The following is a 21,915-nucleotide window of genomic DNA, read 5'->3' as shown; positions in this document are numbered from 1 at the left end:
ACACGACACGGCGGGACCGGCCGTGCGCTCGGGTCGAGGACGGGGAGGCTTCGACACCGGGCGCTCACTCCGTTCGCGTCCGGACTCAGCCGTCGATCCGTCCCGGTCGGCCCCAGTGACCGACGACCGGGCTCAGTCGATGCCCCGGGAACCGGTCAGCAGGAGAGCACGCCCTTGGCGCGGAGGATCCGCACCACCGAGGCGTCGACCTTGGCGCGGTTCAGCTTGCCCGACCGCACCGCCGACTCCAGCGTGTCGAGCACGGTAGAGACAGAGTCGGTGGAGAGCCAGAGTCCGATGTCCGAGCCCGCCTGGAAGGCGCGCAGCACGGCCTGATCGATCGAGTACCTGTCGGTGATGGCCTTCATGCCCGAGAGGTCGTCGGAGATGATCACGCCGTCGAACGCCGGACCGCCGTACCGGGTGCCCGTGCGGAGCATGCCGATGGCCCGCGCGCTGATGCTGGTCGGAGTGTCGCCCTTCGTCAGCCCCGGCACGATCAGGTGCCCCATCATCACCGCGGCGTTGCCCGGGTCCTTGAGCAGCGTCTTGTACGGCACCAGATCGTGTTCGATCAGCTGCGACAGCGGCGGCGTGGTCACCGAACCGAGGTGCGAGTCGCCCGACGAGTGCCCGTGGCCGGGGAAATGCTTGTAGACCGGCATGATCCCGGCCTCCTGCAGCCCCTTGGCGAAGGCGCCGGCGTACCGGGTCACCACCTCCGGGTCGTTCGAGTACGACCGGTCGCCGATCACGGCGTCGTCGGGCTGGTCGGAGACGTCGACGGACGGCGCGTAGTCGACGGTGATGCCGAGCTTCGCCATCGCCTCGCCGGCCTTGCGCGCCTCCGCCTGCACCTGCTCGGGGGTCATGCCCTTCTGCACCATCGCGCGGGCGGACGGGAAGTCGATGCCGATCTTGGCCAGCCGCGACACGCGGCCGCCCTCCTGGTCCACCGACACCATCAACGGCACCTTCGACGACGCCGAGATCCGTTTCACCGAACCGTCGGTGAGGATCGCCGGATCGGTCCAGGCGCCGATGAAGATGCCGCCGATCCCCTCCTCGGTCACCGCCTGCCGGGCGTCGGCGGCACCGGTCACCCCGACCATGAGGCGCTGGGCGAGCTTCTGCCGGAGTGTGAGCTTCGCCAACTCGGGCGCTCCGCAGCTCTCCGCCGCGGCCGTCGTACTCGACGCGGAGGTCGGCGAGCCGGGCGCGGACACCGCAGACTCGGCGGAGGAGGAGACCTTCATCACGGGTCCCGGATCACTGCTGCAACTCGCGAGTAATGCGACGCACGTCATCGTGGTCACCAGCTGCAATGCAGCGCGCCACGTCACAACGGCGCCGGAAGTTTCACCCATGGCCGAATGGTAGCTTGATGGCCATGATGCGTGACCGACTGATCTATGGTGCCGTGGCTGCCGCCGCCGGCCTGATCGTCGGCGTGGGTGGGATCTTCCTCGCAGGCTCGCTGGCCGCCGAGAATTCGCCCTCGACCGATGTGAACAGCTTCAACGCCGAGGACGGCTTCATCGAGGGCTCCGTCCAGTACGGCACCCGGGGTGACGACTCCGGCAAGCAGCACTGACACCGAGACCGTCTTCCGCGCGACCGACGGTGACGCAGCGCCTCCTGAGCCGCCGTGACGTCGCGATCGTCACGCTCACCGCCCTGCTCTTCTCCTTCTGGCAGGCTCCGGGCCGGATCTCCCCGGACACCAAACTCGATCTGACGGCCGACCCGCTCGGCTTCCTCGCCCGGGCCGCGCACCTGTGGTCGCCGGACGCCCCGATGGGCCAGGTGCAGAACCAGGCCTACGGCTACTTCTTCCCGCACGGCGCCTTCTTCGCACTGGGCGACCTCCTGGCCCTGCCCGGCTGGGTCACGCAACGTCTCTGGTGGGCGTTGCTGTTGACCGTCGGCTTCGTCGGCCTGGTCCGGCTGGCCGAGACCCTGCGGATCGGGTCGTTCCCCTCTCGGCTGCTGGCCGCGGCGATCTTCGCCACCTCGCCGCGCGTCCTGACCACCCTGGGCAGCATCTCCTCCGAGACCCTCCCGTACATGCTGGCGCCGTGGGTGCTGGTGCCGATGGTCCGGGCCCTGGACGCCGAGTCCGTCTCCCGGCGGCCGCTCTGGCAGGAGGCCTTCCGGTCGGCCTGCGCGGTGGCGCTGATGGGCGCGGTGAACGCCGTGGCCACGGCGGCCGCGGCCGGGGTCGCGGCCGCCTGGTGGCTGTTCGGCCTCCTGCGACGACGAGGCCTTCCCCGCCGGTTCGCCTTCGCCGCGTGGTGGATCCTCGGTCTCGCGCCGGCCTGTCTGTGGTGGCTGGTCCCGCTGCTGCTGCTCTCCCGCCTGTCCCCGCCCTTCCTGGACTACATCGAATCGGCGCGGGTCACCACCGAGTGGACCTCGCTCACCGAGGTGCTGCGCGGCACCAGTTCGTGGACGCCGTTCGTGTCCACCGAACGCGCCGCCGGCGCGGTCCTGGTCTCCGAACCCGCCGCCGTGCTGGCCACCGGGATCCTCGCCGCCGCCGGACTCGCCGGACTCGCGATGCGGCGCATGCCGTTCCGGCGCCGCCTGATCGCGGTCCTGCTGGTCGGCGTGCTGGTGATGTGCCTGGGCTACCCCGGAGCGCTGGACTCACCGCTCGCCGAGCAGTACCGGCAGTTCCTCGACGGCCCCGGCGCACCGCTGCGCAATCTGCACAAGTTCGATCCCCTGCTGCGAATCCCGCTGGTCCTGGGCATCGCGCACCTGCTCGCGCGGGTCCGCGTCGTCGTGCCGTCGGGGGCCGACGGACCCGCCCGACCGCCCGTCCACGCCCAGCGGGGTCTGGCGGCGGCGCTCGCGGTGATCGTCGCGGCGATCTCGGCGGGCACCCTCGCCTGGACCGGCGGGGTGGCCCCGCCGAGCAGCTACCGCGCGATCCCCGGGTACTGGCAGCAGACCGCCGACTGGCTGGCCGCGCAGGAACGCGACGCCCCCGCCCCGGCCCGCGCGCTGGTGGTGCCCGGCGCACCGTTCGCCGACCAGCTCTGGGGGCTGACGCGCGACGAGCCGCTGCAGCCGACCGCCGCCACCCCGTGGGCGGTCCGCGATGCCATCCCGCTCACCCCGCCCGGCGCGATCCGCGCGATGGATGCGGTGCAACGCGATCTCGCCGCGGGACGCGGTTCGGTGGGTCTCGCGCCCGCCCTCGCCGCGCAGGGCATCGGCTACGTGGTGCTGCGCGCCGACCTCGACCCCCACACCTCCCGCTCGGCGCGCCCGCTCCTCGTCGCCCAGGCCCTCCAGGACTCTCCCGGGATCGACGAGGCCGCCGTCTTCGGCCCCCTCACCACCCCGCCCGTCGGCGAGGGTTTCGTGGTGGACAACGGTCTCCGGCCGGAGATGCCCGCGGTGACGGTCTTCCGGGTCTCCGGCGCCGCCCACGGCACCGGACCGCGATTGACCCCGCTCGACGCCATGCCGCGCATCGCGGGCGGCCCCGAATCGCTCCTCGCGATCGACGCCGCCCGGACCCGGGCCGGACTCGGCCCGCTGGGGCCGTCGTTGCTCGCCGCCGACGCGCGCCGGGCCGGCCTCGGCCTCGGCCCGGGACTGATCGTCACCGACACCCCCGCCGACCGGGAGACCGACTTCGGCCGGGTCGACAACAACACCTCGGCCATCCGCACCCCCGACGACCCGCGGCTCACCAAGAACGACGTCGCCGACTACCCCGTCGAGGGCCAGCCGCCGGTCCGGGCGCAATGGCTGCTCGACGAACAGCCCGGTCGGGTCCGGGTGCACACCAGCGGCTCGGCCTCCGATGCGACGCAGCCCGGACAGACCGCACCGGCCGCCTCCCCCGCCTCCGCGTTCGACGGCGATCCGGCCACCGCCTGGGTCAGCCGCGGCCTGGACTCCGCCGTCGGCCGATGGCTCGCGGTGGAGTTCACCGAACCCGTCTCGAACCTGGCACTGACGCTCACCACCGCGAAGGCGATCGGCGCGGACGTCAGCGCGATCCTGATCACCACCGATGCGGGCAGCACCGTCGCCCAGGGCGTCGAACCCGACGAGCCGATCCGGGTGATCGCGCCCTCGGCCCCGACCCGGCGGGTGGAGATCCGGGCGATCGAGACCGAGAACCGCACCGGCGGCAACCAGTTCGCGCTGGCCGAGGTGGAGCTCGAAGACGCGGCCACCGGCACCCCGATCGCGATCCGCCGGCGCACCGTGCTCCCGGAGACGCCCGGCGCCGGGGACCGGGCGGGGGTTCCGCTGCTCGGCTGGTCGCTGGGCCCCGCGCTCCGCGACCGCTCCGAATGCGTCACCGACGCCCGCGGCCGGGTCCGCTGCGCCGCCGCCCTCGGCCTGGCCTCCGAGACACCCGGCGTCTTCAGCCGCACACTCTGGTCGCCGGAGCCCACCCGGATCGAGCCCCGCATCGTCCTGCGGCCGGTGCCCGGGGCCGCCCTGAACCAGCTGCTGGCACTGCCCGGACGCCCCTGGGCCCAGGGTCCGTCGGCGGTCACCGACGTGCGCGGCAGCGCCTCCGCCGCGGTCGACGGCGATCCGGACACCACCTGGACCGCTCCGGAACCGACCGGCGACGAGGCCCGCCGACCCACCCTGACCGTGCACCTCCCGCGGCCCACCGAGGTCTCCGCGCTGCGTCTGCACACTCCGGACGGCTATCCCGCAGCACCGCGCGAGGTGATCGTCGATCTCGGCGGCAGACCGCAGAAGGTCACGGTGAAGGACGGCGTGGTGCGTCTGCGACCCGAGCGCACCGAGACCGTGAAGATCACGATCACCAGGTCCGAGGACCTCCTCGACACCAACGACCTCGGTTTCGTCACCCGAGCGCCCGTCGGGATCAGCGAGATCGAGGTGACGGCCGATCCCGAGGTCGGCACCGGGCGGTTCGACCCGGACCGCCCGGTGGTGATCGGCTGCGACACCGATCCGTCGGGGCCGCTGGGACTCGGTCTCACCGCCGCCGGCCGGCTGATCCGACTGCAGGCGACGACCACCGCGGGCGCCCTGCGGAACCGTGAACCGGTCCTGGCCACCCCGTGCCCCGGCCCGCCGCTGGACCTGGGCGCCGGCTCCCAGGAGATCGCCGTCAACCCGGGCAACGCCTTCTCCGTCGACGCCGTCGACCTGACCGCCCCGACGCCGGATCCGGTGGCCGCGACCGTCGCACCGGAGATCACCGAGTGGACGGCGACGCGGCGCGGCGTGGTCGTCGAACCCGCCGAACGGGCCCGCGTGCTGTCGGTGCCGGAGAGCACCAACCCGGGTTGGCGGGCCGTCCTCGACGGCCGTGCGCTGGACCCGGTGGTGGTGGACGGCTGGCAGCAGGGCTGGGTGATCCCGGCCGGGGCGGGCGGGACCGTCGTACTCGACTATCCGCTGGACGCGCCGTACCGCTGGACGCTGGCCGCCGGGCTGGTGCTGGTCGCCGTGCTGTTCCTCGCCGCCTGCCTGCCGCGCCGGGACCGGGACGAGGAGACCGGGACGCCCGACCCGCCGGGCCCCGCCGTCTCGGCCGCCACCGTGTTCGCGGCCCGGTGCGCCGCCGCGGCGGCGGGGGCGGCCGCGGCCTGGCTGCTCTGCGGAGGGTGGGGGCCGGTGCTCGGCGCGGCCGCCTGGGTGCTCGTCCACCGGCTCGGCCCCGCCGCACGGGTGACCGCGGTGTTCGCCGCGATGACGACGGCGACGGTGCTGCTCGCGACCGGTCCGTGGCACTCCGGGACGGCCTACACCGGCTATGACGCGAGCACCCAGGCCGCCGCACTGGCAGCCCTCGCACTGCTGGTCGCCGCCGCCGTCGTCCCGCCCCGTAAGTCGAGTGATCGAGACCGTGCGGACCCGGTGACGTGATCCCGATCGCTCGACAGGTTACGCTTCAGTGACGAATCCGCCGCACGACCGAGGGAATCCACCATGTCGCGAGTCAAGAACGCCGTCGTCATCGGCGGCATCGCGGTGGCCGCCGCCACGATGGCGGCGGCGCCCGCCCAGGCCGCACCGCAGGGGAGAGTCGATCCCGGAGTGGCGATCGGCTGGTACTCCAACGATCACGGCACCGGCTGCTCGTACAGCATGACGGTGCCGGTGAACTCGTCCGGCCTGGTCTCGTTCTACGAGCGCGGCGACTCGGGTGCACCGGTCCTGATCGGCCGGGACAGGGCCGTCGGCGTCAACGCCTCGGTCACCTGGTGGCCCAGGCACACCGGTCGACGTCACCTGTACGCCGTCCAGAACGGCGAGCGCTCCACCCCCACGTCGGTCGTCGTGACCCGGAGCATGCTCGGCGGCGGCGGCCTGTGCGTCGCCGGACCGCGCTGAACCGAGCCCGACCGCACCGTTCCCGCGGACCCGGCAGGCGTCGTACGACGCCTGCCGGGTCTCAGCGTGTCCGGACCCGGCCGCTCGCGGGCGCCGACTTCGGGCCGCGACGACGTTCCCACCTGCTCAACGCCCGACGGCACGGGTCCTCGACGAACGCGTAGCTCGCGGCGGAGACGCCCACGGTCAACACCACCGTCAACAACCACACCTGGACGAACCGGCCGTGGAACGACGGGATCCCGACCAGACTGAACACGCAGGTGAGCACGGCCAGGTGCCAGATGAAGATGCCGTAGCTCCACCAGCCCAGCATCGTCATCGGAACCGAGTTCAGGAACCGGAACTCCCCGCCGGAGCACACCAGCGGGGCCAGCACGGCGTAGGCGGCGATCGCGCCGAACACCATCTTGCCGACGTACTGCCAGTCGCTCAGGTCGCCGAGTCCGACGGGCCCGGCCAGCGGTGTGCACGCGAGCGCGTAGAACACGACGGCCACGGCCAGCATCAGCGGGCGATGCGCCGAGAGCGCGACGACCCGTCGTACCGGTCGGGACGGTTCGGCGACGGACAACTCCACGGTGGCGGTCAGTTCGGCGAGGATCAGACCGGCCAGGAACCACGGCAGATGCCCGAACACCCAGTTCTTGCCTTCGACGCCCTCCGGCAGACCGATCGCGGTGACCAGCCCCGCCCAACCCAGACTCAGCACGCCCAGCGCCAGCAGCAGCGGGATCCGGTGGCGGGCCCGCGCGCCGCGCAGCACCGCCAGCGCGTAACCGATCACCGGCAGCAGCAGATAGAAGGCCACCTCCACCGAGAGGCTCCACATCTGGGTGAGACCCGGCGCCAGGGTGAGCGGCACGTACACCTGCGTCAGGGTGAGGTTCACGATCCACACCTCCAGCGACGCCCCGCGCGCATGCGGGAGCAGGAGGAACACCGCGACGACGGCGACCGTGTACGCGGGCCAGATCCGCACGAAACGATGGCGCAGATACCGCATGACCGTCGGTTCGGGGATCCCCGGGTGGCGGGCGGCGGCCGCCCACGGCCGCCACAGCAGGAAACCCGAGAGCGCGAAGAAGAGCGCCACCGCCAGGTCCAGCCGGCCCAGGACCGGGCCGAGGACCGGCCATTCGACGGCCCGCGTCTGGAAGGCCACGTGCGTGGTGAGCACCCCGATCGACGCCACCGCGCGCATGCCTTCCAGCTGGGGGAAGTAGCGCCGATACGTCGGAGCGTCGGGGGCGGCCGGGGTCTCGGCGGTCTCGGGGGTCATCTCGCCTGCCAGCGTAGTGGCCGATCGGGGCTCACCGGACCGGGGTGCCGTGGACCAGTAGGCTGTTCGGTATGCCCGATCCGCGACCGCGCCTGTCCACGCGTGACCTGATCGGCCCCGTCGCCCTCTTCTTCGGGGCGCTCCTGATCGCCGTCGCGGCGACCGTCGGCCCGCTGGTCGGCGAGACGCTCCGCAAGGTCCCGCTCGACACCGACCAGACCTGGGTGTCCGACGGCTCCGACGGCACCCGGATCCTCGACCGCTGCTCGATCGACGCCCCGCAGGCCCGCGTGCTGGAGGCCCGCGTCCAGCAGCAGCGCCGGATCCTCGCGGTCCGGCCCGCCGATGCGGACGTGGTGACCCTGCAGGCCGGGACCGCGCTCAACGCGGACGAGTACCTGGTCGACGGCAGACCGGTCGAGGCGAAGGACGAGTGCGACGAGACCACCCTCACCGCGCTCCTGGACCGGGTGACCCTCGATCGGCGCACCGGCGCACCGCGGGGCGCCTCCGAGGTCCAGTACGACGACGAGAAGGCCGCCGTGGTGATCGGCGACCGCCAGGGCTACACCTACCGTCTCCCGTACGGTTTCGACCCCGCCGACGTGACCTACTTCGATCCGGTGACCCGGCAGACCCTGCCGATGACCCCCGCCGGCACCGAGACGATGGACGGCCGCGAGGTGGTCCGTTTCACGGTGACCGTGCCGCTGACCGATCTCGGCTCCTCCGGTCACGACCCCCGGACGGTGCTCACCCGGCCGGCCCGCTGGTTCGGGACCTTCGAGGGGGTCGATCCCGCCGACGAGCTGACCGCGACACTGCAGCACAGCGCCGAACGCGAGTTCTTCGTCGACACCGTCACCGGCGTGATCGTCGCCGATCGCGCGAAGATCCGGGAGGTCTTCCGGTTCGCGCCGGATCTGCGCCAACGGCACCGTTCGCTGGCCGATTTCGAGCTGATCAACCTGGAGACCACCCTCTCCGCCGATCGGCAGACCCTGCGGGACGGGTCGTCGTACGCCGCGCGCCGCGACCGTCCGGTCGCCGTGACCACGCGCTGGGTGCCGATCGTCGCCGGCGTCCTGGGCGTCGCGGCGCTGATCGGCGGCGGCTGGGCGCTGGTGCGCTCGGGCCGACGGCCCGACGACGGCCCGAGCGGCGCCGCCGAGGACGGGAACACGCCACCCGCAGACTGAGCCGATCTGCGCACGAAGTGAGCGAAGCGAGTCGAAGCCCCCGCAGTCGGGAACCACTCGGCTGAATCCGGTGCACCACCCGTCGGCTGAGCCGATCTGCGCACGAAGTGAGCGGAGCGAGTCGAAGCCCGGCTCCTCGAGTGCCGACGAGCACCGGGCGTCAGCTCCGGTCGGACAGCTCGATCCACAGCCAGGTGACCAGCACCGAGGCCAGCGCACTCAGCACCGCGATCACCGCCAGGGAGAGCACGGAGTCGGCGTAGGCCAGGATGCACACCACCTCGAGGGCCAGCACGAGCGACGCCGGGATCCCGCCGCGCGCCCGATCCCGGGCGATCGCCGCGAGCAGCAGCAGCTGCAGCACCGCGAGCACCGCACCGGTGAGCGCGAACAACCACAGCAGCCCCGTCACCGGCCGATAATCGGGCGAGACCACCGTCGGCACCAGCGGACCGGCCGCGGCGGCGGCGAGCGTCACCGCGATCCCGATCACCGCCAGCACCTTCGACGCCGAACGCAGGGCCGCCGTCGACCGGACCGGGTCGGCGAGCCGCGGATACACCACCACGCCCACGGCCTGCGGCAGCCAGAACGCGGCCTTGGTGGCCACCGCCCCGAGCGCGTAGATCCCGGCGTCGTCGGCGCTGAGCACGGTCCGGGAGAGCAGCAGGTCCAGAGAGGCCGCCACGATGATCACCAGTTGCACCCCGGACGCCCACAGCACCGCGGAGGGGGCCGCCGCGGGCGCGCCGGACCGGACGGCGGGTGTCCGCACGGCGAGCGCGCCGACGCCCAGCGCCGCCACCGCCGTGCCGAGGGTGCCCGCCGTGAGCGCCCAGGTGGAGCCGCCGCCGAGCACCACCGCGGCGATCACCGGCGCGCTGCGCAGGACGCCGACCCCGGCCAGCACGCCGCCGAGCAGCCCGAACCGGCCGTCGCCCTGGATGAGGCCCTGGCCACCGGCGATCACCGCCAGCGGCGCGGCACCGGCCATCGCGGCGAAGGCCGGGCCCGCGGCGGTGTCGGCGATCCCCATCATCGCCGCGGCGAAACCGACCGAGGCGAGCGCCACCACCCCGGTGACCACGGCGATCAGCCGCCACAGTCCCCGGCGGTCGGCACCGCGCACCACTTCGCGCGCCACCACGCTCTGCAGAGCGAGCGCGGGCACCGCCATCACCAGCATCGCCGAGAGCAGCACCGCGAATTCGCCGTAGCCGGCCGGACCGAGCAACCGGCTCGCCGGGAGCTGGACCAGGTATGCGAGAAGGTTGGCGACCATCGAGCCGGCCGTCACCACTCCGAGGGAACGGACGGTGGCCGACCGTTCTGTTCTGTTCGCGACCCCGGACACGACGACAATCTTGCCTGTTCCGCGGTGTCGGGAGGCAATCCGTTCCGACGGAACGGGGGGTCTCGTCCCGGAAGCAGAAGGTCGGCGAAGCCTACGCATCGGTACGTATAGACTGCTGGGGCGTGTCACGTAAGTCTTCCGCATGACGTCCATCGGGCCGCCGAGGTCGGCGAAGAGATTTTCGTAACACCCCCACGGCCTGTGACAGGCCGCAGCAGCAACTTCCCGAGACAGACGGCAGGCAGCGGACTCGATGTACGACACCGAACCACTCACCGAGATCGATCCCAGCGACATCGGGTTCCGGATCGATCCGGTACTCGCCCGCAGCTGGCTCCTCGTCAACGGTGCCCAGCCGGAGCGCTTCGAGCACGCCTCGCACTCGCGGGCCGACATCGTCGTCTTCGACATCGAGGATGCGGTGGCCCCGAAGGACAAGGACACCGCGCGCCAGAACGTGGTCGACTGGATGAACCGCGGCCACTCCGACTGGGTCCGGATCAACGGTTTCGGCACCCCGTGGTGGGCCGCCGACATCGAGGCCCTCTCCGCGACCTCGATCGGCGGCATCATGCTGGCCATGGTCGAGTCCGTCGACCACATCACCGAGACCGCCCGGCGTCTCCCGAACGTCCCGATCGTCGCCCTGGTCGAGACCGCGCGCGGCCTCGAGCGGATCACCGAGATCGCCGCCACCAAGGGCACCTTCCGGCTCGCCTTCGGGATCGGCGACTTCCGCCGCGACACCGGTTTCGGCGAGAACCCGAGCACCCTCGCGTACGCGCGGTCGCGGTTCACCATCGCCGCGAAGGCCGCCAACCTGCCGTCGGCGATCGACGGCCCCACCGTCGGCTCCAGCGCCCTCAAGCTCAGCGAGGCCGCCGCGGTGAGCGCCGAGTTCGGCATGACCGGCAAGATCTGTCTCACCCCGGATCAGTGTGCGACCGTCAACGAGGGTCTCTCGCCGTCCCAGGACGAGATCAGCTGGGCGCGCGAGTTCTTCGCCGAGTTCGAGGCCGCGGGCGGCGAGATCCGCAACGGCTCCGACCTGCCGCGGATCGCCCGGGCCACCAAGATCCTCGACCTGGCGCGGTCGTACGGCATCGTGCAGAGCGAGTACGACGACGATCATCGCCCGCCGCCCACCGACACGTTTCACTACTGAGTAGACCGCGGTGACCGCGCCGCGGCGCGAGCGCGCGGTCCTGCTCGGGACCAGCGCGCTGCTCACCGCGGCGATCTGCGCCCCGCTGTGGGGCGGCGGACTTCTGCTGCACCGGGATGCCGTCGCCACCCCGCGGGCACCGCTCACCGCGGCCGCGTTCGGGATCGACGGGGCGCCCCCGCGCGCGGTCCCGCAGGACGGCGCGCTGGCGCTGGCCTCGCAGGTGGTCGACGGCGGCGTGCTCCTCGCGGCGCTCACGACGGCGGCGCTGTTCTGCGCGGGCGTCGGCTACGGGCGGCTGGCGCGGCGGCTCCTCCCGTGGACCGGTTCCGCGGGCGCGGTGGCCGCGGCCGGGGTCGCGATCTGGAATCCCTGGGTGGCCGAACGTCTGCTGCAGGGTCATTGGAGTCTGCTGATCGGCTACGCCGCGCTCGGCTGGATCACGATCGCGGTGCTCGACCTGCGCCGCAGACCCGGGTGGGCCGGGTGGGCGGTGCTCGGCGGACTGTTCGCCGCGGCCGGCTTCACTCCGACCGGTTCGGTGTCAGCGCTGGTCGTGGCGCTGACGGCGGCGCTGTCGTTCCGGCGGGATCCGAACTCCGAGCCCTCCTCGCGTCTCCTCCCCGGGGTCCTCGCCCTCTGGCTGTTCTCCGCACTCCCCTGGCTGGTCGCGACCGCGTTCAGCGACGGCGCGGTCTCCGGGGTCGGCGGAGCCCGCGAGTTCGCGGCGCGTGCCGAACCCGGCCTGGGCACCTTCGGGTCGGTGCTCGGACTGGGCGGGATCTGGAACGCCGACGCAGTCCCGGCCAGCCGCGGCTTCTGGTGGGCGGCCGCCGCGACGGCGTGCCTGGTCGCGGTCGTGGCCGGCGGCGTCGTCGTCCTGCGGCGGCATCGCGGCGATCTGCCGCCGGCGGTGCCCGCGCTGGCCGTGCTCGCCGGGGTCGCGGTGCTCTCGGTCGCGGCCGCCGCCGTCGGACCGGGACCGGCCGTCGTCGATCTCCTCCTGACGCATGTGCCCGGCGCCGGACTGCTGCGGGACACGCAGAAGTTCGTCGCGCTCGCCGTCCCGTTCGTCGCGCTCGCCGTGGCGGCCGCGGCCGGGTGGCTGCGCGAGTGGGTGCCGACGGGGTTCGTCGTCGCCGTGCTCGCCCTGCTGATCGTCGCCCCGCTGCCCGACCTCGCCTGGGGTGTCGGCGGCGAATTGCAGCCGGTCGAGTACCCGTCCGACTACGCGGCCGCCGTCGCGCTCATCGGCCACGACACCGGAGCCGTCGCCGTCGTGCCCGCCGACACCATGCGGGTCTACCCCTGGAACCGCGGCCCGTCGCTGTCGCCGCTGCCCCGCATGCTCGACGCGCCGGTGATCGTCGGCAGCACCCTGCTGGTCGACGGCGAGCCGATCGACGCGCCGACCGACCGCGACCGCCGGGTGAGCGCGGTGCTCGAACGGGGCGGGGATCCGGGGGCGCTGGCCGTGCTCGGGGTCGGCTGGGTCGTGGTGGAGCGGACCACCGGGGCCTCGGCCGCCCCGCGGGCCCTCGACGCGAACCCTCGGGCGGAGCGGGTGCACGACGGCGACGACCTCGTCGTGTACCGGATCGGGGATCCGGTCGCGGTGCCCGGACCGGGCGCCGGCGCCTGGCTCGCCACCGGGACCGCGCACGGTCTCTGGCTGGTCCTGCTTCTCGCGGGGCTGGTCGCTCAGCTCGCCCGCGTCACCGTGCGCAGGACCTCCGCGAACTCGTCGGCGGTGCCCGGCCAGGAGTAGCCGGAGGCCCGCTCGCGGGCGTGCGCGCCGAGTCGTCGTACCTCGGCCGGATCGGCGATGAGCCGGGCGGTGATGCCGGTCAGGTCGTCGACGCCCTCGGCCAGCACCCCGGTCCGGCCGTCGACGATCGAATCGGTGAGTCCGGCGGAGCTGCGGTAGCCGAGGGTGGGGACGCCGTGCTGGGCGGCCTCGATCACCGCGAGCCCCCATCCCTCTTTGCGGGAGGGCATCAGGTGCAGGTCGGCGCCGGCCAGCAGACGGTGTTTGGTCACCTCGTCGACGTGCCCGTGGAACTCGACGCTGTCGTCCAGGCCGAGTTCACGGGTGCGGGCGAGCAGTTCCGGGGCCCACCAGCCGTCGCCGACCACGTCCAGGTGCACGTCGGCGCCGTCGGCACGCAGGCGTTCGACCACGTGCAGCGCGTCTTCGACCTGTTTGTGCGGCACCAGCCGGGAGACCACGATCAGCCTCGTCGCCTCGTTCTCCTCGGCCGGGGCCGGAGGGGCGGCAGCGGCCTCGGCGGGCACCGGATCGATGCCGCCGCGGACCACGGAGATCCGGTGGGCGTCCACGCCCAGTGCGATCAGTTCGTCCGACGACGGCCGCGACACGGTGATGTAGCGGTCGCGGCGGTGGATCCACGGGGAGAGACGCGATTCGATGAACCAGCCGATCGGCGCCAGGATCGGGCCGGCGACCGGCCACTGCTCCCGGTGGCAGTGGTGCACCAGCACCACGGTGGGCGCCCCGGCGACGAGCCTGGCGAAGAACGGCACCCCGTTCTGGGTGTCGACGACGACGTCGGGGCGATAGCCCGCCAGCCGCCCGAGCCCGAGGCGCGCGCCCAGCAGCATGGCCATCACGCGCAGGTACACGGTGAGCCTGCCGCCGACGCGGAGGACGCGCATGCCGTCGCGCATCTGCCGGCGCGCGGCACCGGGGTAGGCCGCGGTGACGTAGGTGACGCGGGCGCCGCGCCGGGCCAGTTCGGCGCCGACGCGTTCGAGGTAGCGTTCGCTGCCGCCGCCCTGCGGGTGGTCGGTGTCGCGCCAGCACAGCAGCAGGACGTCTTCGGCGCCGGGAGCGGAGCGAGCGGGCCGGGTCTGCTCGGCGCCGGGAGCGGAGCGAGCGGGCCTCTCACTCTCTGTGCCGGGTGCGGAGCGAACAGGACCGGTCTCCTCGACGGCGCCGGAGTCGGGGTCTGGTTCGTCCGTCGAAATGCTCACGAGAATTCAGGGTATGCCAGAGTGTCAGACATGCCCGCTTCCGCCTTCGCCCGCCTGGCGACCTGGCACCGCGCCCGCCGGTTGCTGCACGAGTTCGGTTACGAGCAGAGCGAGCCCGACCGCTTCTACTCCGCCCTGGCCGAGGACACCGCGCAGATGGTCGCCGCTCTGCACCCCGAACCGCTCGACGGCGCCGCGGTGCTCGATGTGGGCGGCGGTCCCGGGTTCTTCGCCGATGCGTTCACCGCGCGCGGCGCAGACTATCTGACGGTGGAGCCCGATGCCGGGGAGATGCACGCCGCCGGGATCGATCACCGCACGTGCATCCGGGCCCAGGGCCAGTATCTGCCGCTGGCCACGGGCTGCGTGGACGTCGCGTACTCGTCGAACGTCGCCGAGCACACCGCGCAACCGTGGGAGATGGCCGACGAGCTGGTCCGGGTCACGCGGCGCGGCGGCACCGTGATCATCAGTTACACGCTGTGGTGGGGTCCGTTCGGCGGCCACGAGATGGGGCTGACCCACTATCTCGGCGGTCATCGCGCGGCCCGCTGGTACACCCGCAGGCACGGGCGGCTGCCGAAGAACCTCTACGGGGTCTCCCTGTTCCCGATCACCGCGCAGGCGGGTCTGGACTGGGCGCGGCGGGTGCCCGACGCCGATCTGGTGGCCGCGTTCCCCCGCTACCTGCCGCGTTGGGCGTGGCCGGTGATCCGGATCCCCGGGGTGCGCGAGGTGGCCGCCACCAATCTGGTGATGGTCCTGCGCAGACGCTGACCGGCAGGTTCAGCGGGGCACGGTCGCCGTGCACGAGACCGGCCCGCCGCGGCTCGTCGACGACGCCAGCAGTTCCTCCCCGTGCAGGATGTTGCAGGTCACCGCACCGTTCACGACGATCGCGCTGACGCGTGCGGTACCGCGCGGTGCCAGGGTCACGCGCACCGACCACGGCGGATCCGCCGTCGCGAGCAGTCGTTCGCCGTTCTCGTCCCGGTAGGTGATGCCGACCAGACTGCCCGACCCGGTGAACTGGTAGGTGATCGCCCCGCGGGCCGCGGTCGACCGGGTGGGGGCGCTCGTGGTGGTGGAGGTGCTCGTCGTCGTCGACGAGGACGTGGTCGTCGTCTTCTCCGTGCTGCTGTCGGTGGTGGAGGAGACGGGGGCCGTGGCGACCTCGCCGTCGTCGGACGAGCCGCCGACCACCAGGTATCCGACGAGGACGACGACCAGCAGGGCCAGAACCGCGATCAGGCTCAGCATCACCGTCCGACTCCGGTTCGACGACGACGCGGCCTCCTCCTGCGCGACGGCCCCGGTGTCCGGTGCGGCCTCGGGGTACGGCCGAGCATCCGGGTACGGCCGGGCGTCCGGGTACGGCGGGGCATCCGGGTACGACCGAGTGTCCGGGTACGAGGGTTCGGGCTCCACCGGACCCCGATGCCCGGTGTCCAGGTAGCCCGGTTCCAGATAGCTGGTGTTCTGGTGGCCGACGCTCGGATGGCCGCCCGGTCCGCCCGGGGTGAGCGGCGGCCCGGGCGGGGGCCGGTAGCCCTCGGTCGGCGGCGGATACCCGGTGTTCGGGTCGATCGGTTCCATCCGCCGCGTGGCCGGGCGCTGGTCGTCGCGGGGATCGGTCATGGCACCGAATCTACCCACCCTGGGCACCCGGAGACAGACCCCCTGCGATGAGCACCGGGGCACCGCTGTCGCAGCGGGGAGAAGCGCACCCGAGACCGGAGGTCGGCCGTTGCGAAATAGCGGTGCACGAGGGCATATCTCCCTCGTGCGCCGCTATTTCGCAACGGCCGACAAGGTGGAAGAAACGGGACGGCCGACGCGCCTCGCGCCGGCCGTCCCGCCATCTGTTCCCCTCTTATTCGCTGATCGCCTCGAGCGGTTTGGTGCGCGCGGCGTTGATCGCCGGCCACACGGCCGCGATCACGCCCACCACGGCCGAACCGACCAGGGTGATCACGATCAGATCCCACGGCACCGTCATGGCGTCGAAGCCCCAGTGCCGCAACGCGCGCACCAGCGGCAGGCCGATCGCCAGCCCCACGACCACACCCAGCAGGGCGCCGAAGACGGCGATGTACGACGACTCCAGGTAGATGGTGCGGCGCAGTTGGGCGCGGCTCATGCCGATCGCCCGGAGCATGCCGATCTCCCGGCGACGCTCCACCACCGAGAGCGCCAACGTGTTGACGACGCCGAGGACGGCGATCACCAGGGCCAGGCTCAGCAGCGCGTACAGGGTGTTCATCACGACGTCGACCACCGCCGCGAAACTGTTCCGGAACTGCTCCTTCGACTGCACCTGCGCGGTGAGGAAGGGCTTGACCGCCTCCTCCAGTCGGGTCCGCATCGCGCTCTCGGACACTCCGGGCTTGCTCTTCACCAGCACCAAGAAGGTCATCCGCGACATCGGCGAGGGCAGCAGCTTCTTGAAGGCCTCGTTCCCGAGCAGCCAGTCGCCCAGCGCCTGGTTGGTCTTGAAGACACCGGAGACGGTCACCGGCACGGTGACGCCCGTCGTCGAAGAGAAGTCGACCTTCTGGCCGACCTTCCAGCCTCGGGTGGCCACGACCGACTCGCTGACCAGGATCCCGTCCGGGGCCGGCTCCGCGGCTCCCTCGAGCATCTCGATGCCCATCACATCGCTGATCGGACCGCCGAACGCGCTGGTCAGCGGCGTGTCGAGGCCGTCGAGCTTCCCCATGGTGACGTCGAAGGAGACCGTGGTCTGTGCGTCGGGGACGCGCGCGACCGCGCGGCCGACCGCCGCCGACATCGGCGCGTTGTTACCCGACACCACGAAGTCGGCCGACAGCTGCTGGTCGATGTTCCGATCCACGGCGGTCTGGAACGACGCGCCGATGGTGCCGATCACCACCACCAGGACCAGGCCGATGGTGAGGGCGAACGCGGTCGCCGCACTGCGGCGCGGATTGCGCACGGCGTTGGTGCGGGCCAACTTGCCGACGGTGCCGAAGGGCACCTGCAGGAGTCTGCCCATGCCGCCGACCACGGGACCGGCGAGAGCGGGGCCGCCCAGGACCACCGCGACGATGAGCAGGATCGCGGCCAGCGCGATGAGCAGGAGCGCGGCCACACCGCTGGCGACGATGCCGCCGATCAGCGCCAGGACGCCGACCACCGCGAAGCCCACGCCGATGAGGGTGCGCACCTTGAGCGAACCGGCCCCCGGCTCGGCGGAGCTCATCCGCATCGCCTCCACCGGCGGGATCCCCGACGCCCGCTGTGCCGGGATCCAGGCGCTGAGCAGGGTCACGACGACGCCGACGAAGATCGCCGACAGGATCGCCGGGAACCCCACCGTCAGCCCCGCCTGCGGGATGCCGCCGTCCGCCGTCAGCGTCTGCATGAGCGCGGCGATCCCGATGCCCAGGCCCAGGCCCACGCCGCCGCCGAGGATGCCGACGACCAGCGCCTCCAGCAGCACCGAGCGCGAGACGTTCTTGCGGCTCGCGCCGATCGCCCGGAGCAGCGCCAGCTCGCGGTTCCGCTGGGCGACGATCATCGAGAAGGTGTTGTAGATGATGAAGGTGCCGACGATCAGGCCGATCGCGGCGAAGGCGAGCAGGACGTACCGGAACACGGTCACGACCTCGCCCATCGCGTCCTTCTGGTCCTGGCGGACCTCGTCACCGGTGCGCACCGTGTAGATCGGATCGATCTCCCGGCCGGACGAGTCGGTCCGTTTCTCCGTGTTGACGAACTCGTTCACGCGGTCGCGCAGCTGGGTGTCGCTGACACCGGCCACCGCCGACAGATCGACCATCTGGACGAAATCTCCGTCGGAGAACAGTTCGCGCGCCTGATCCTGGGTGAAGACGACGTTGGCGAAACCGCCGGTGGCCGACGGCATGTCGTAGATGCCGACCAGGGTCACCTCCAGCGTCGGCATGTCACCCGAGCTGAGCGCCACCCGGGTCTTCGCGCCCACCTTGAGCTTGCCGTTCTCGGCGGCCGACTTGTTGAGCGCGACCTCGCCGGGGGCCTGCGGCGCGTGGCCCTCGACGTACTTCGTATCGTCCTGGACCACGGCCTGGTCCGGCGGGACGTATCCCGAGCCGATGCTCGGGGCGCCGCCGGTCTGGAGCGCGGAGCCGTCTTCGGCGGCGATGCTCACCATGCCCGTGTAGTTGGTCTGGACCCGGTCGATGCCGAGTTCTCCGCGCGCGGCACGGATCTTGTCGACCAGGGCCACCGGCACGCCGGGCGACTGCTGTTCGGTCGCCGTCACCTGCGTGTCGACGCCGCGGGCGATGTTGTCGAAGATCTGGTTGAACGAGTTCTGGACGGTCGCGGTGAAGATCACCGAGGCCGCCACGAAGCTGGTGCCCAGCACCACGGAGAACACCGACAGCAGGAGCCGGAGTTTGTGGGCGGCGAGGTTGCGCAAGGAGACCTTGCGCATCACGGTGGAGGAGGACATCGTCTCAGTTCTCCCCGCGGTCGGTCGCCTCGCCGGCGGCCTCGTCGGCGGAGCCCTCGCCGTCGGCGGAATCCTTGCCGTCGGTGGACTCGTCGGTGGAGTCCTCGTCGTCGGCCGTCTTCTCGTCGTCGGCGGAATCCTCGTCGGCGCTCTCGTCGGCCTCCGACTTCCCTTCGCCCGACTCCTTCGTGCTCGACTTCTCCGCGCCCGACTTCCCCGCGGCCGACTTCTCTGCGCCCGACTTCCCCGCGGCCGACTTCTCTGCGGCCTCGCCCGCCTCCTCGGTCTCGGCGTCCGCGCTCTCGTCCGCGGCGACCGGAGCCTCCGGTTCCGGAGCGGCGTCGTCGCCCAGTCCCCGCATCACGGCGAACACGTCGTCCGCGGTGGGCTTGCGCAGTTCGTGGACCAGCCGGCCGTCGGCCAGGAACACCACGCGGTCGGCGAACGACGCCGCGCGCGGATCGTGAGTCACGATCACCACCGTCTGGTCGAACTCGTCGACGGCGGCCCGCAGGATGCCCAGCACCTCCCCGGACGAGCGCGAATCGAGGTTTCCGGTGGGCTCGTCGCCGAAGATGATGTCCGGGCGGCCGACCAGCGCCCGGGCACAGGCGACGCGCTGCTGCTGGCCGCCGGACAGCTCGCTGGGTCGGTGGCTGAGTCGGTCCCGGAGACCGAGCCGCTTCACGACCGTGTCGAACCACTCCTGATCCACCTGCTTGCCCGCGATGTCGAGCGGCAGGGTGATGTTCTCCTCCGCGGTCAGCGTCGGCACCAGGTTGAACGCCTGGAAGACGAACCCGATCCGGTCGCGGCGCAGCCTGGTCATGTCGTTGTCGGACAGCCCCGAGAGGTTCACGTCACCGATCGTCACCAGCCCCGCGGAGGCGGTGTCGAGGCCCGCCAGGCAGTGCATGAGGGTCGATTTGCCGGATCCGGACGGTCCCATGATGGCGGTGAACTCGCCCGCCCCGAACTCGATCGACACGTCCCGCAGCGCATGGACCATCGTGTCACCCGACCCGTACGTCTTCACCACGTGCTGTGCGGCCGCGGCGACCGTGCCCTGCGTTTCCTCTGCTGGTTGCGTCATACCGTCTAAGGTTCCAGACTCCGACCGGCCGTGTCGATGGGGAATGTCCCCCAGTCCGCGACGGCTGCGTCACAGCGATCTCCGGGCGGCGCCGCGATGCGCGACGCCCCGGTTCCGCACGGGAACCGGGGCGTCGGACGACGTCGGACGGAGTGACTCCGATCCGCCGATCAGGCCTCGTCGAGGCTGCTGATCAGTGCGTCGAGCTCGGACTGCAGGGCCTCCGGCAGCTTCGGGCCGATGAACTCGAACCACTCGCTGATCGACGGGATCTCGGCGCGCAGCTCGTCGTTGTTCACGGTGAGCGCCTCGGTGACGTCCTCCGCGGCCACGTCGAGGCCGGTCACGTCGATCTCACCCGGAGCGGCGACGATGCCGAACGGGGTCTCGACGCCCTCGGCCTCGCCCTCGATCCGCTCGGTGATCCACTTCAGGACACGGCTGTTCTCGCCGAAGCCCGGCCACAGGAAGCGGCCGTCCTCGCCGCGGCGGAACCAGTTGACGTAGAACACGGCGGGGAGCTGGGCGCCCTCCCGCTGTCCGATGTTCAGCCAGTGCTGCAGGTAGTCGCCGACGTGGTAGCCGAGGAACGGCAGCATCGCCATCGGGTCGCGGCGCACGGCGCCGACCTTGCCCTCGGCGGCGGCGGTCTGCTCGGAGCCCATGGTGGCGCCCATGAAGACGGCGTGCTGCCAGTCGCGGGCCTGGGTGACCAGCGGGACGGTGGTCTTGCGGCGTCCGCCGAACAGGATCGCCGAGATCGGCACGCCCTGCGGGTCGTCCCACTCCGGGGCCAGCGACGGGCACTGCGCCATCGGGGTGCAGTAGCGCGAGTTCGGGTGGGCGGCCGGGGCGTCCGACTCCGGCGTCCAGTCGTTGCCGCGCCAGTCGGTCAGGTGCTCGGGGGCCGGGCCGATGCCCTCCCACCAGATGTCGCCGTCGTCGGTGAGCGCGACGTTGGTGTACAGCGTGTTGCCCGCCTCGATGGTCTGCATCGCGGTCGGGTTGGAGTCGTAGCCGGTGCCCGGGGCGACACCGAAGAAACCGAACTCCGGGTTGATCGCGTAGAGGCGGCCGTCCGCACCGAAACGCATCCAGGCGATGTCGTCACCGACGGTCTCGGCGCGCCAGCCCGGCAGGGTCGGCTGGATCATCGCGAGGTTGGTCTTACCGCACGCCGACGGGAACGCGGCGGCCACGTAGTAGACCTTCTCCTCCGGGCTGATGAGCTTGAGGATCAGCATGTGCTCGGCCAGCCAGCCCTCGTCGTGGGCCATCGCCGAGGCGATCCGCAACGCGTAGCACTTCTTGCCCAGCAGCGCGTTGCCGCCGTAACCCGAACCGTACGACCAGATCACCCGGTCCTCGGGGAACTGGACGATGTACTTCTCCGGGTTGCACGGCCATGCGACGTCGTCCTGACCGTCCTCGAGCGGAGCGCCCACCGAGTGCAGCGCCTGCACGAAGAAGCCCTCGTCGCCCAGCAGGTCGAGCACCGGGGTGCCGACGCGGGTCATCACCATCATCGACAGGACCACGTACTCGGAGTCGGTCACCTCGACGCCCAGCTTGGGGTCGTCCGAGCCGAGCGGGCCCATGCAGAACGGGATCACGTACATGGTGCGGCCGCGCATGCAGCCGCGGTACAGCTCGGTCATGGTGGCGCGCATCTCGTCCGGATCCACCCAGTTGTTGGTGGGCCCGGCCTCTTCTTCGGTCTTGCTGCAGATGAAGGTGCGCGACTCGACGCGAGCGACGTCGGCGGGATCGGAGAGAGCCAGGAACGAGTTCGGCTTCTTCTCCTCGTTCAGTTTGACGATGGTGCCCGCCTCGACGAGTTGAGCGGTGAGACGATCCCACTCCTCGTCGGTGCCGGCCACCCACACGACGCGGTCGGGGGCGGTGAGCTCGGCGACCTCCGCGACCCAGGCCAGTAGGCCGGCGTGATTCGTGGGTGCAGATCCGGCTTCCAAGCCGGGGATGGTCGCAGCGGTCATTTGACCTGTCTCCTTGTAATC

Annotated in this window: 14 protein-coding genes and 1 pseudogene; 7 read left to right on the top strand and 8 right to left on the bottom strand. The window is 71.9% G+C overall.

The window, feature by feature from the left end:
- Positions 1–155: 155 nt before the first annotated feature.
- Positions 156–1,367, bottom strand: coding sequence for a glycoside hydrolase family 3 N-terminal domain-containing protein (locus QM809_RS05660; RefSeq protein WP_415044838.1), 1,212 nt, complete (start codon positions 1,365–1,367; stop codon positions 156–158).
- 23 nt (positions 1,368–1,390) lie between these two features.
- Between QM809_RS05660 and QM809_RS05655 the strand changes: the two genes are divergently transcribed.
- From QM809_RS05655 to QM809_RS05645, 3 genes are all read left to right on the top strand, one after another.
- The gene (locus tag QM809_RS05655) at positions 1,391–1,594 is read left to right on the top strand and encodes a DUF2613 domain-containing protein (protein WP_415047015.1); all 204 of its coding nucleotides are present in this window, start codon (positions 1,391–1,393) and stop codon (positions 1,592–1,594) included.
- A gap of 29 nt (positions 1,595–1,623) precedes the next feature.
- Entirely contained in the window at positions 1,624–5,883 is a 4,260-nt protein-coding gene (locus QM809_RS05650; protein WP_415044837.1) for an alpha-(1->3)-arabinofuranosyltransferase family protein, read from the top strand.
- Positions 5,884–5,946: 63 nt separating this feature from the next.
- Positions 5,947–6,351 (top strand): hypothetical protein, encoded by a 405-nt coding sequence (locus QM809_RS05645; protein ID WP_415044836.1) that lies wholly within the window; start codon positions 5,947–5,949, stop codon positions 6,349–6,351.
- A gap of 61 nt (positions 6,352–6,412) precedes the next feature.
- Here QM809_RS05645 and QM809_RS05640 read toward each other — a convergent pair whose 3' ends face one another.
- Positions 6,413–7,633, bottom strand: coding sequence for an acyltransferase family protein (locus tag QM809_RS05640; protein ID WP_415044835.1), 1,221 nt, complete (start codon positions 7,631–7,633; stop codon positions 6,413–6,415).
- Positions 7,634–7,704: 71 nt separating this feature from the next.
- Here QM809_RS05640 and QM809_RS05635 point away from each other — a divergent pair, with 71 nt between their 5' ends.
- The gene (locus tag QM809_RS05635; RefSeq protein WP_415044834.1) at positions 7,705–8,832 is read left to right on the top strand and encodes a DUF3068 domain-containing protein; all 1,128 of its coding nucleotides are present in this window, start codon (positions 7,705–7,707) and stop codon (positions 8,830–8,832) included.
- 160 nt (positions 8,833–8,992) lie between these two features.
- Here the strand turns inward: QM809_RS05635 and QM809_RS05630 are convergent, their stop codons facing one another.
- Complete coding sequence (locus QM809_RS05630) at positions 8,993–10,114, bottom strand: polysaccharide biosynthesis protein (RefSeq protein ID WP_415044833.1); 1,122 nt, start codon at positions 10,112–10,114, stop codon at positions 8,993–8,995.
- Between the two features lie 325 nt (positions 10,115–10,439).
- Here QM809_RS05630 and QM809_RS05625 point away from each other — a divergent pair, with 325 nt between their 5' ends.
- Entirely contained in the window at positions 10,440–11,351 is a 912-nt protein-coding gene (locus tag QM809_RS05625) for an HpcH/HpaI aldolase/citrate lyase family protein (RefSeq protein WP_415044832.1), read from the top strand.
- Positions 11,352–11,361: 10 nt separating this feature from the next.
- Complete coding sequence (locus QM809_RS05620; protein WP_415044831.1) at positions 11,362–13,119, top strand: hypothetical protein; 1,758 nt, start codon at positions 11,362–11,364, stop codon at positions 13,117–13,119.
- Here the strand turns inward: QM809_RS05620 and QM809_RS05615 are convergent.
- Positions 13,053–14,183, bottom strand: coding sequence for a glycosyltransferase family 4 protein (locus QM809_RS05615; RefSeq protein WP_415047014.1), 1,131 nt, complete (start codon positions 14,181–14,183; stop codon positions 13,053–13,055). The two genes, QM809_RS05620 and QM809_RS05615, sit on opposite strands and share 67 nt — an antisense overlap.
- A gap of 192 nt (positions 14,184–14,375) precedes the next feature.
- On the opposite strand from QM809_RS05615, the gene QM809_RS05610 reads away from it, so the two are divergent.
- The gene (locus tag QM809_RS05610) at positions 14,376–15,122 is read left to right on the top strand and encodes a class I SAM-dependent methyltransferase (protein ID WP_415044830.1); all 747 of its coding nucleotides are present in this window, start codon (positions 14,376–14,378) and stop codon (positions 15,120–15,122) included.
- A gap of 9 nt (positions 15,123–15,131) precedes the next feature.
- Here QM809_RS05610 and QM809_RS05605 read toward each other — a convergent pair whose 3' ends face one another.
- From QM809_RS05605 to QM809_RS05590, 4 genes and pseudogenes are all read right to left on the bottom strand, one after another.
- The gene (locus QM809_RS05605) at positions 15,132–15,983 is read right to left on the bottom strand and encodes a hypothetical protein (protein ID WP_415044829.1); all 852 of its coding nucleotides are present in this window, start codon (positions 15,981–15,983) and stop codon (positions 15,132–15,134) included.
- 235 nt (positions 15,984–16,218) lie between these two features.
- On the bottom strand, positions 16,219–18,804 hold the full coding sequence (locus QM809_RS05600; protein ID WP_415044828.1) for an ABC transporter permease: 2,586 nt from the start codon (positions 18,802–18,804) through the stop codon (positions 16,219–16,221).
- A 342-nt stretch (positions 18,805–19,146) separates the two neighbouring features.
- Positions 19,147–19,897: pseudogene (locus QM809_RS05595) on the bottom strand (ABC transporter ATP-binding protein); the annotation flags it as partial.
- Between the two features lie 170 nt (positions 19,898–20,067).
- Positions 20,068–21,894, bottom strand: a complete 1,827-nt coding sequence (locus tag QM809_RS05590) for a phosphoenolpyruvate carboxykinase (GTP) (protein WP_415044827.1) — start codon at positions 21,892–21,894, stop codon at positions 20,068–20,070.
- Between the last annotated feature and the right edge of the window lie 21 nt (positions 21,895–21,915).

The sequence above is a fragment of the Gordonia sp. (in: high G+C Gram-positive bacteria) genome (assembly GCF_047600385.1).
GTDB lineage: Bacteria > Actinomycetota > Actinomycetes > Mycobacteriales > Mycobacteriaceae > Gordonia.
This window is presented reverse-complemented; position numbering and strand designations above follow the sequence as displayed.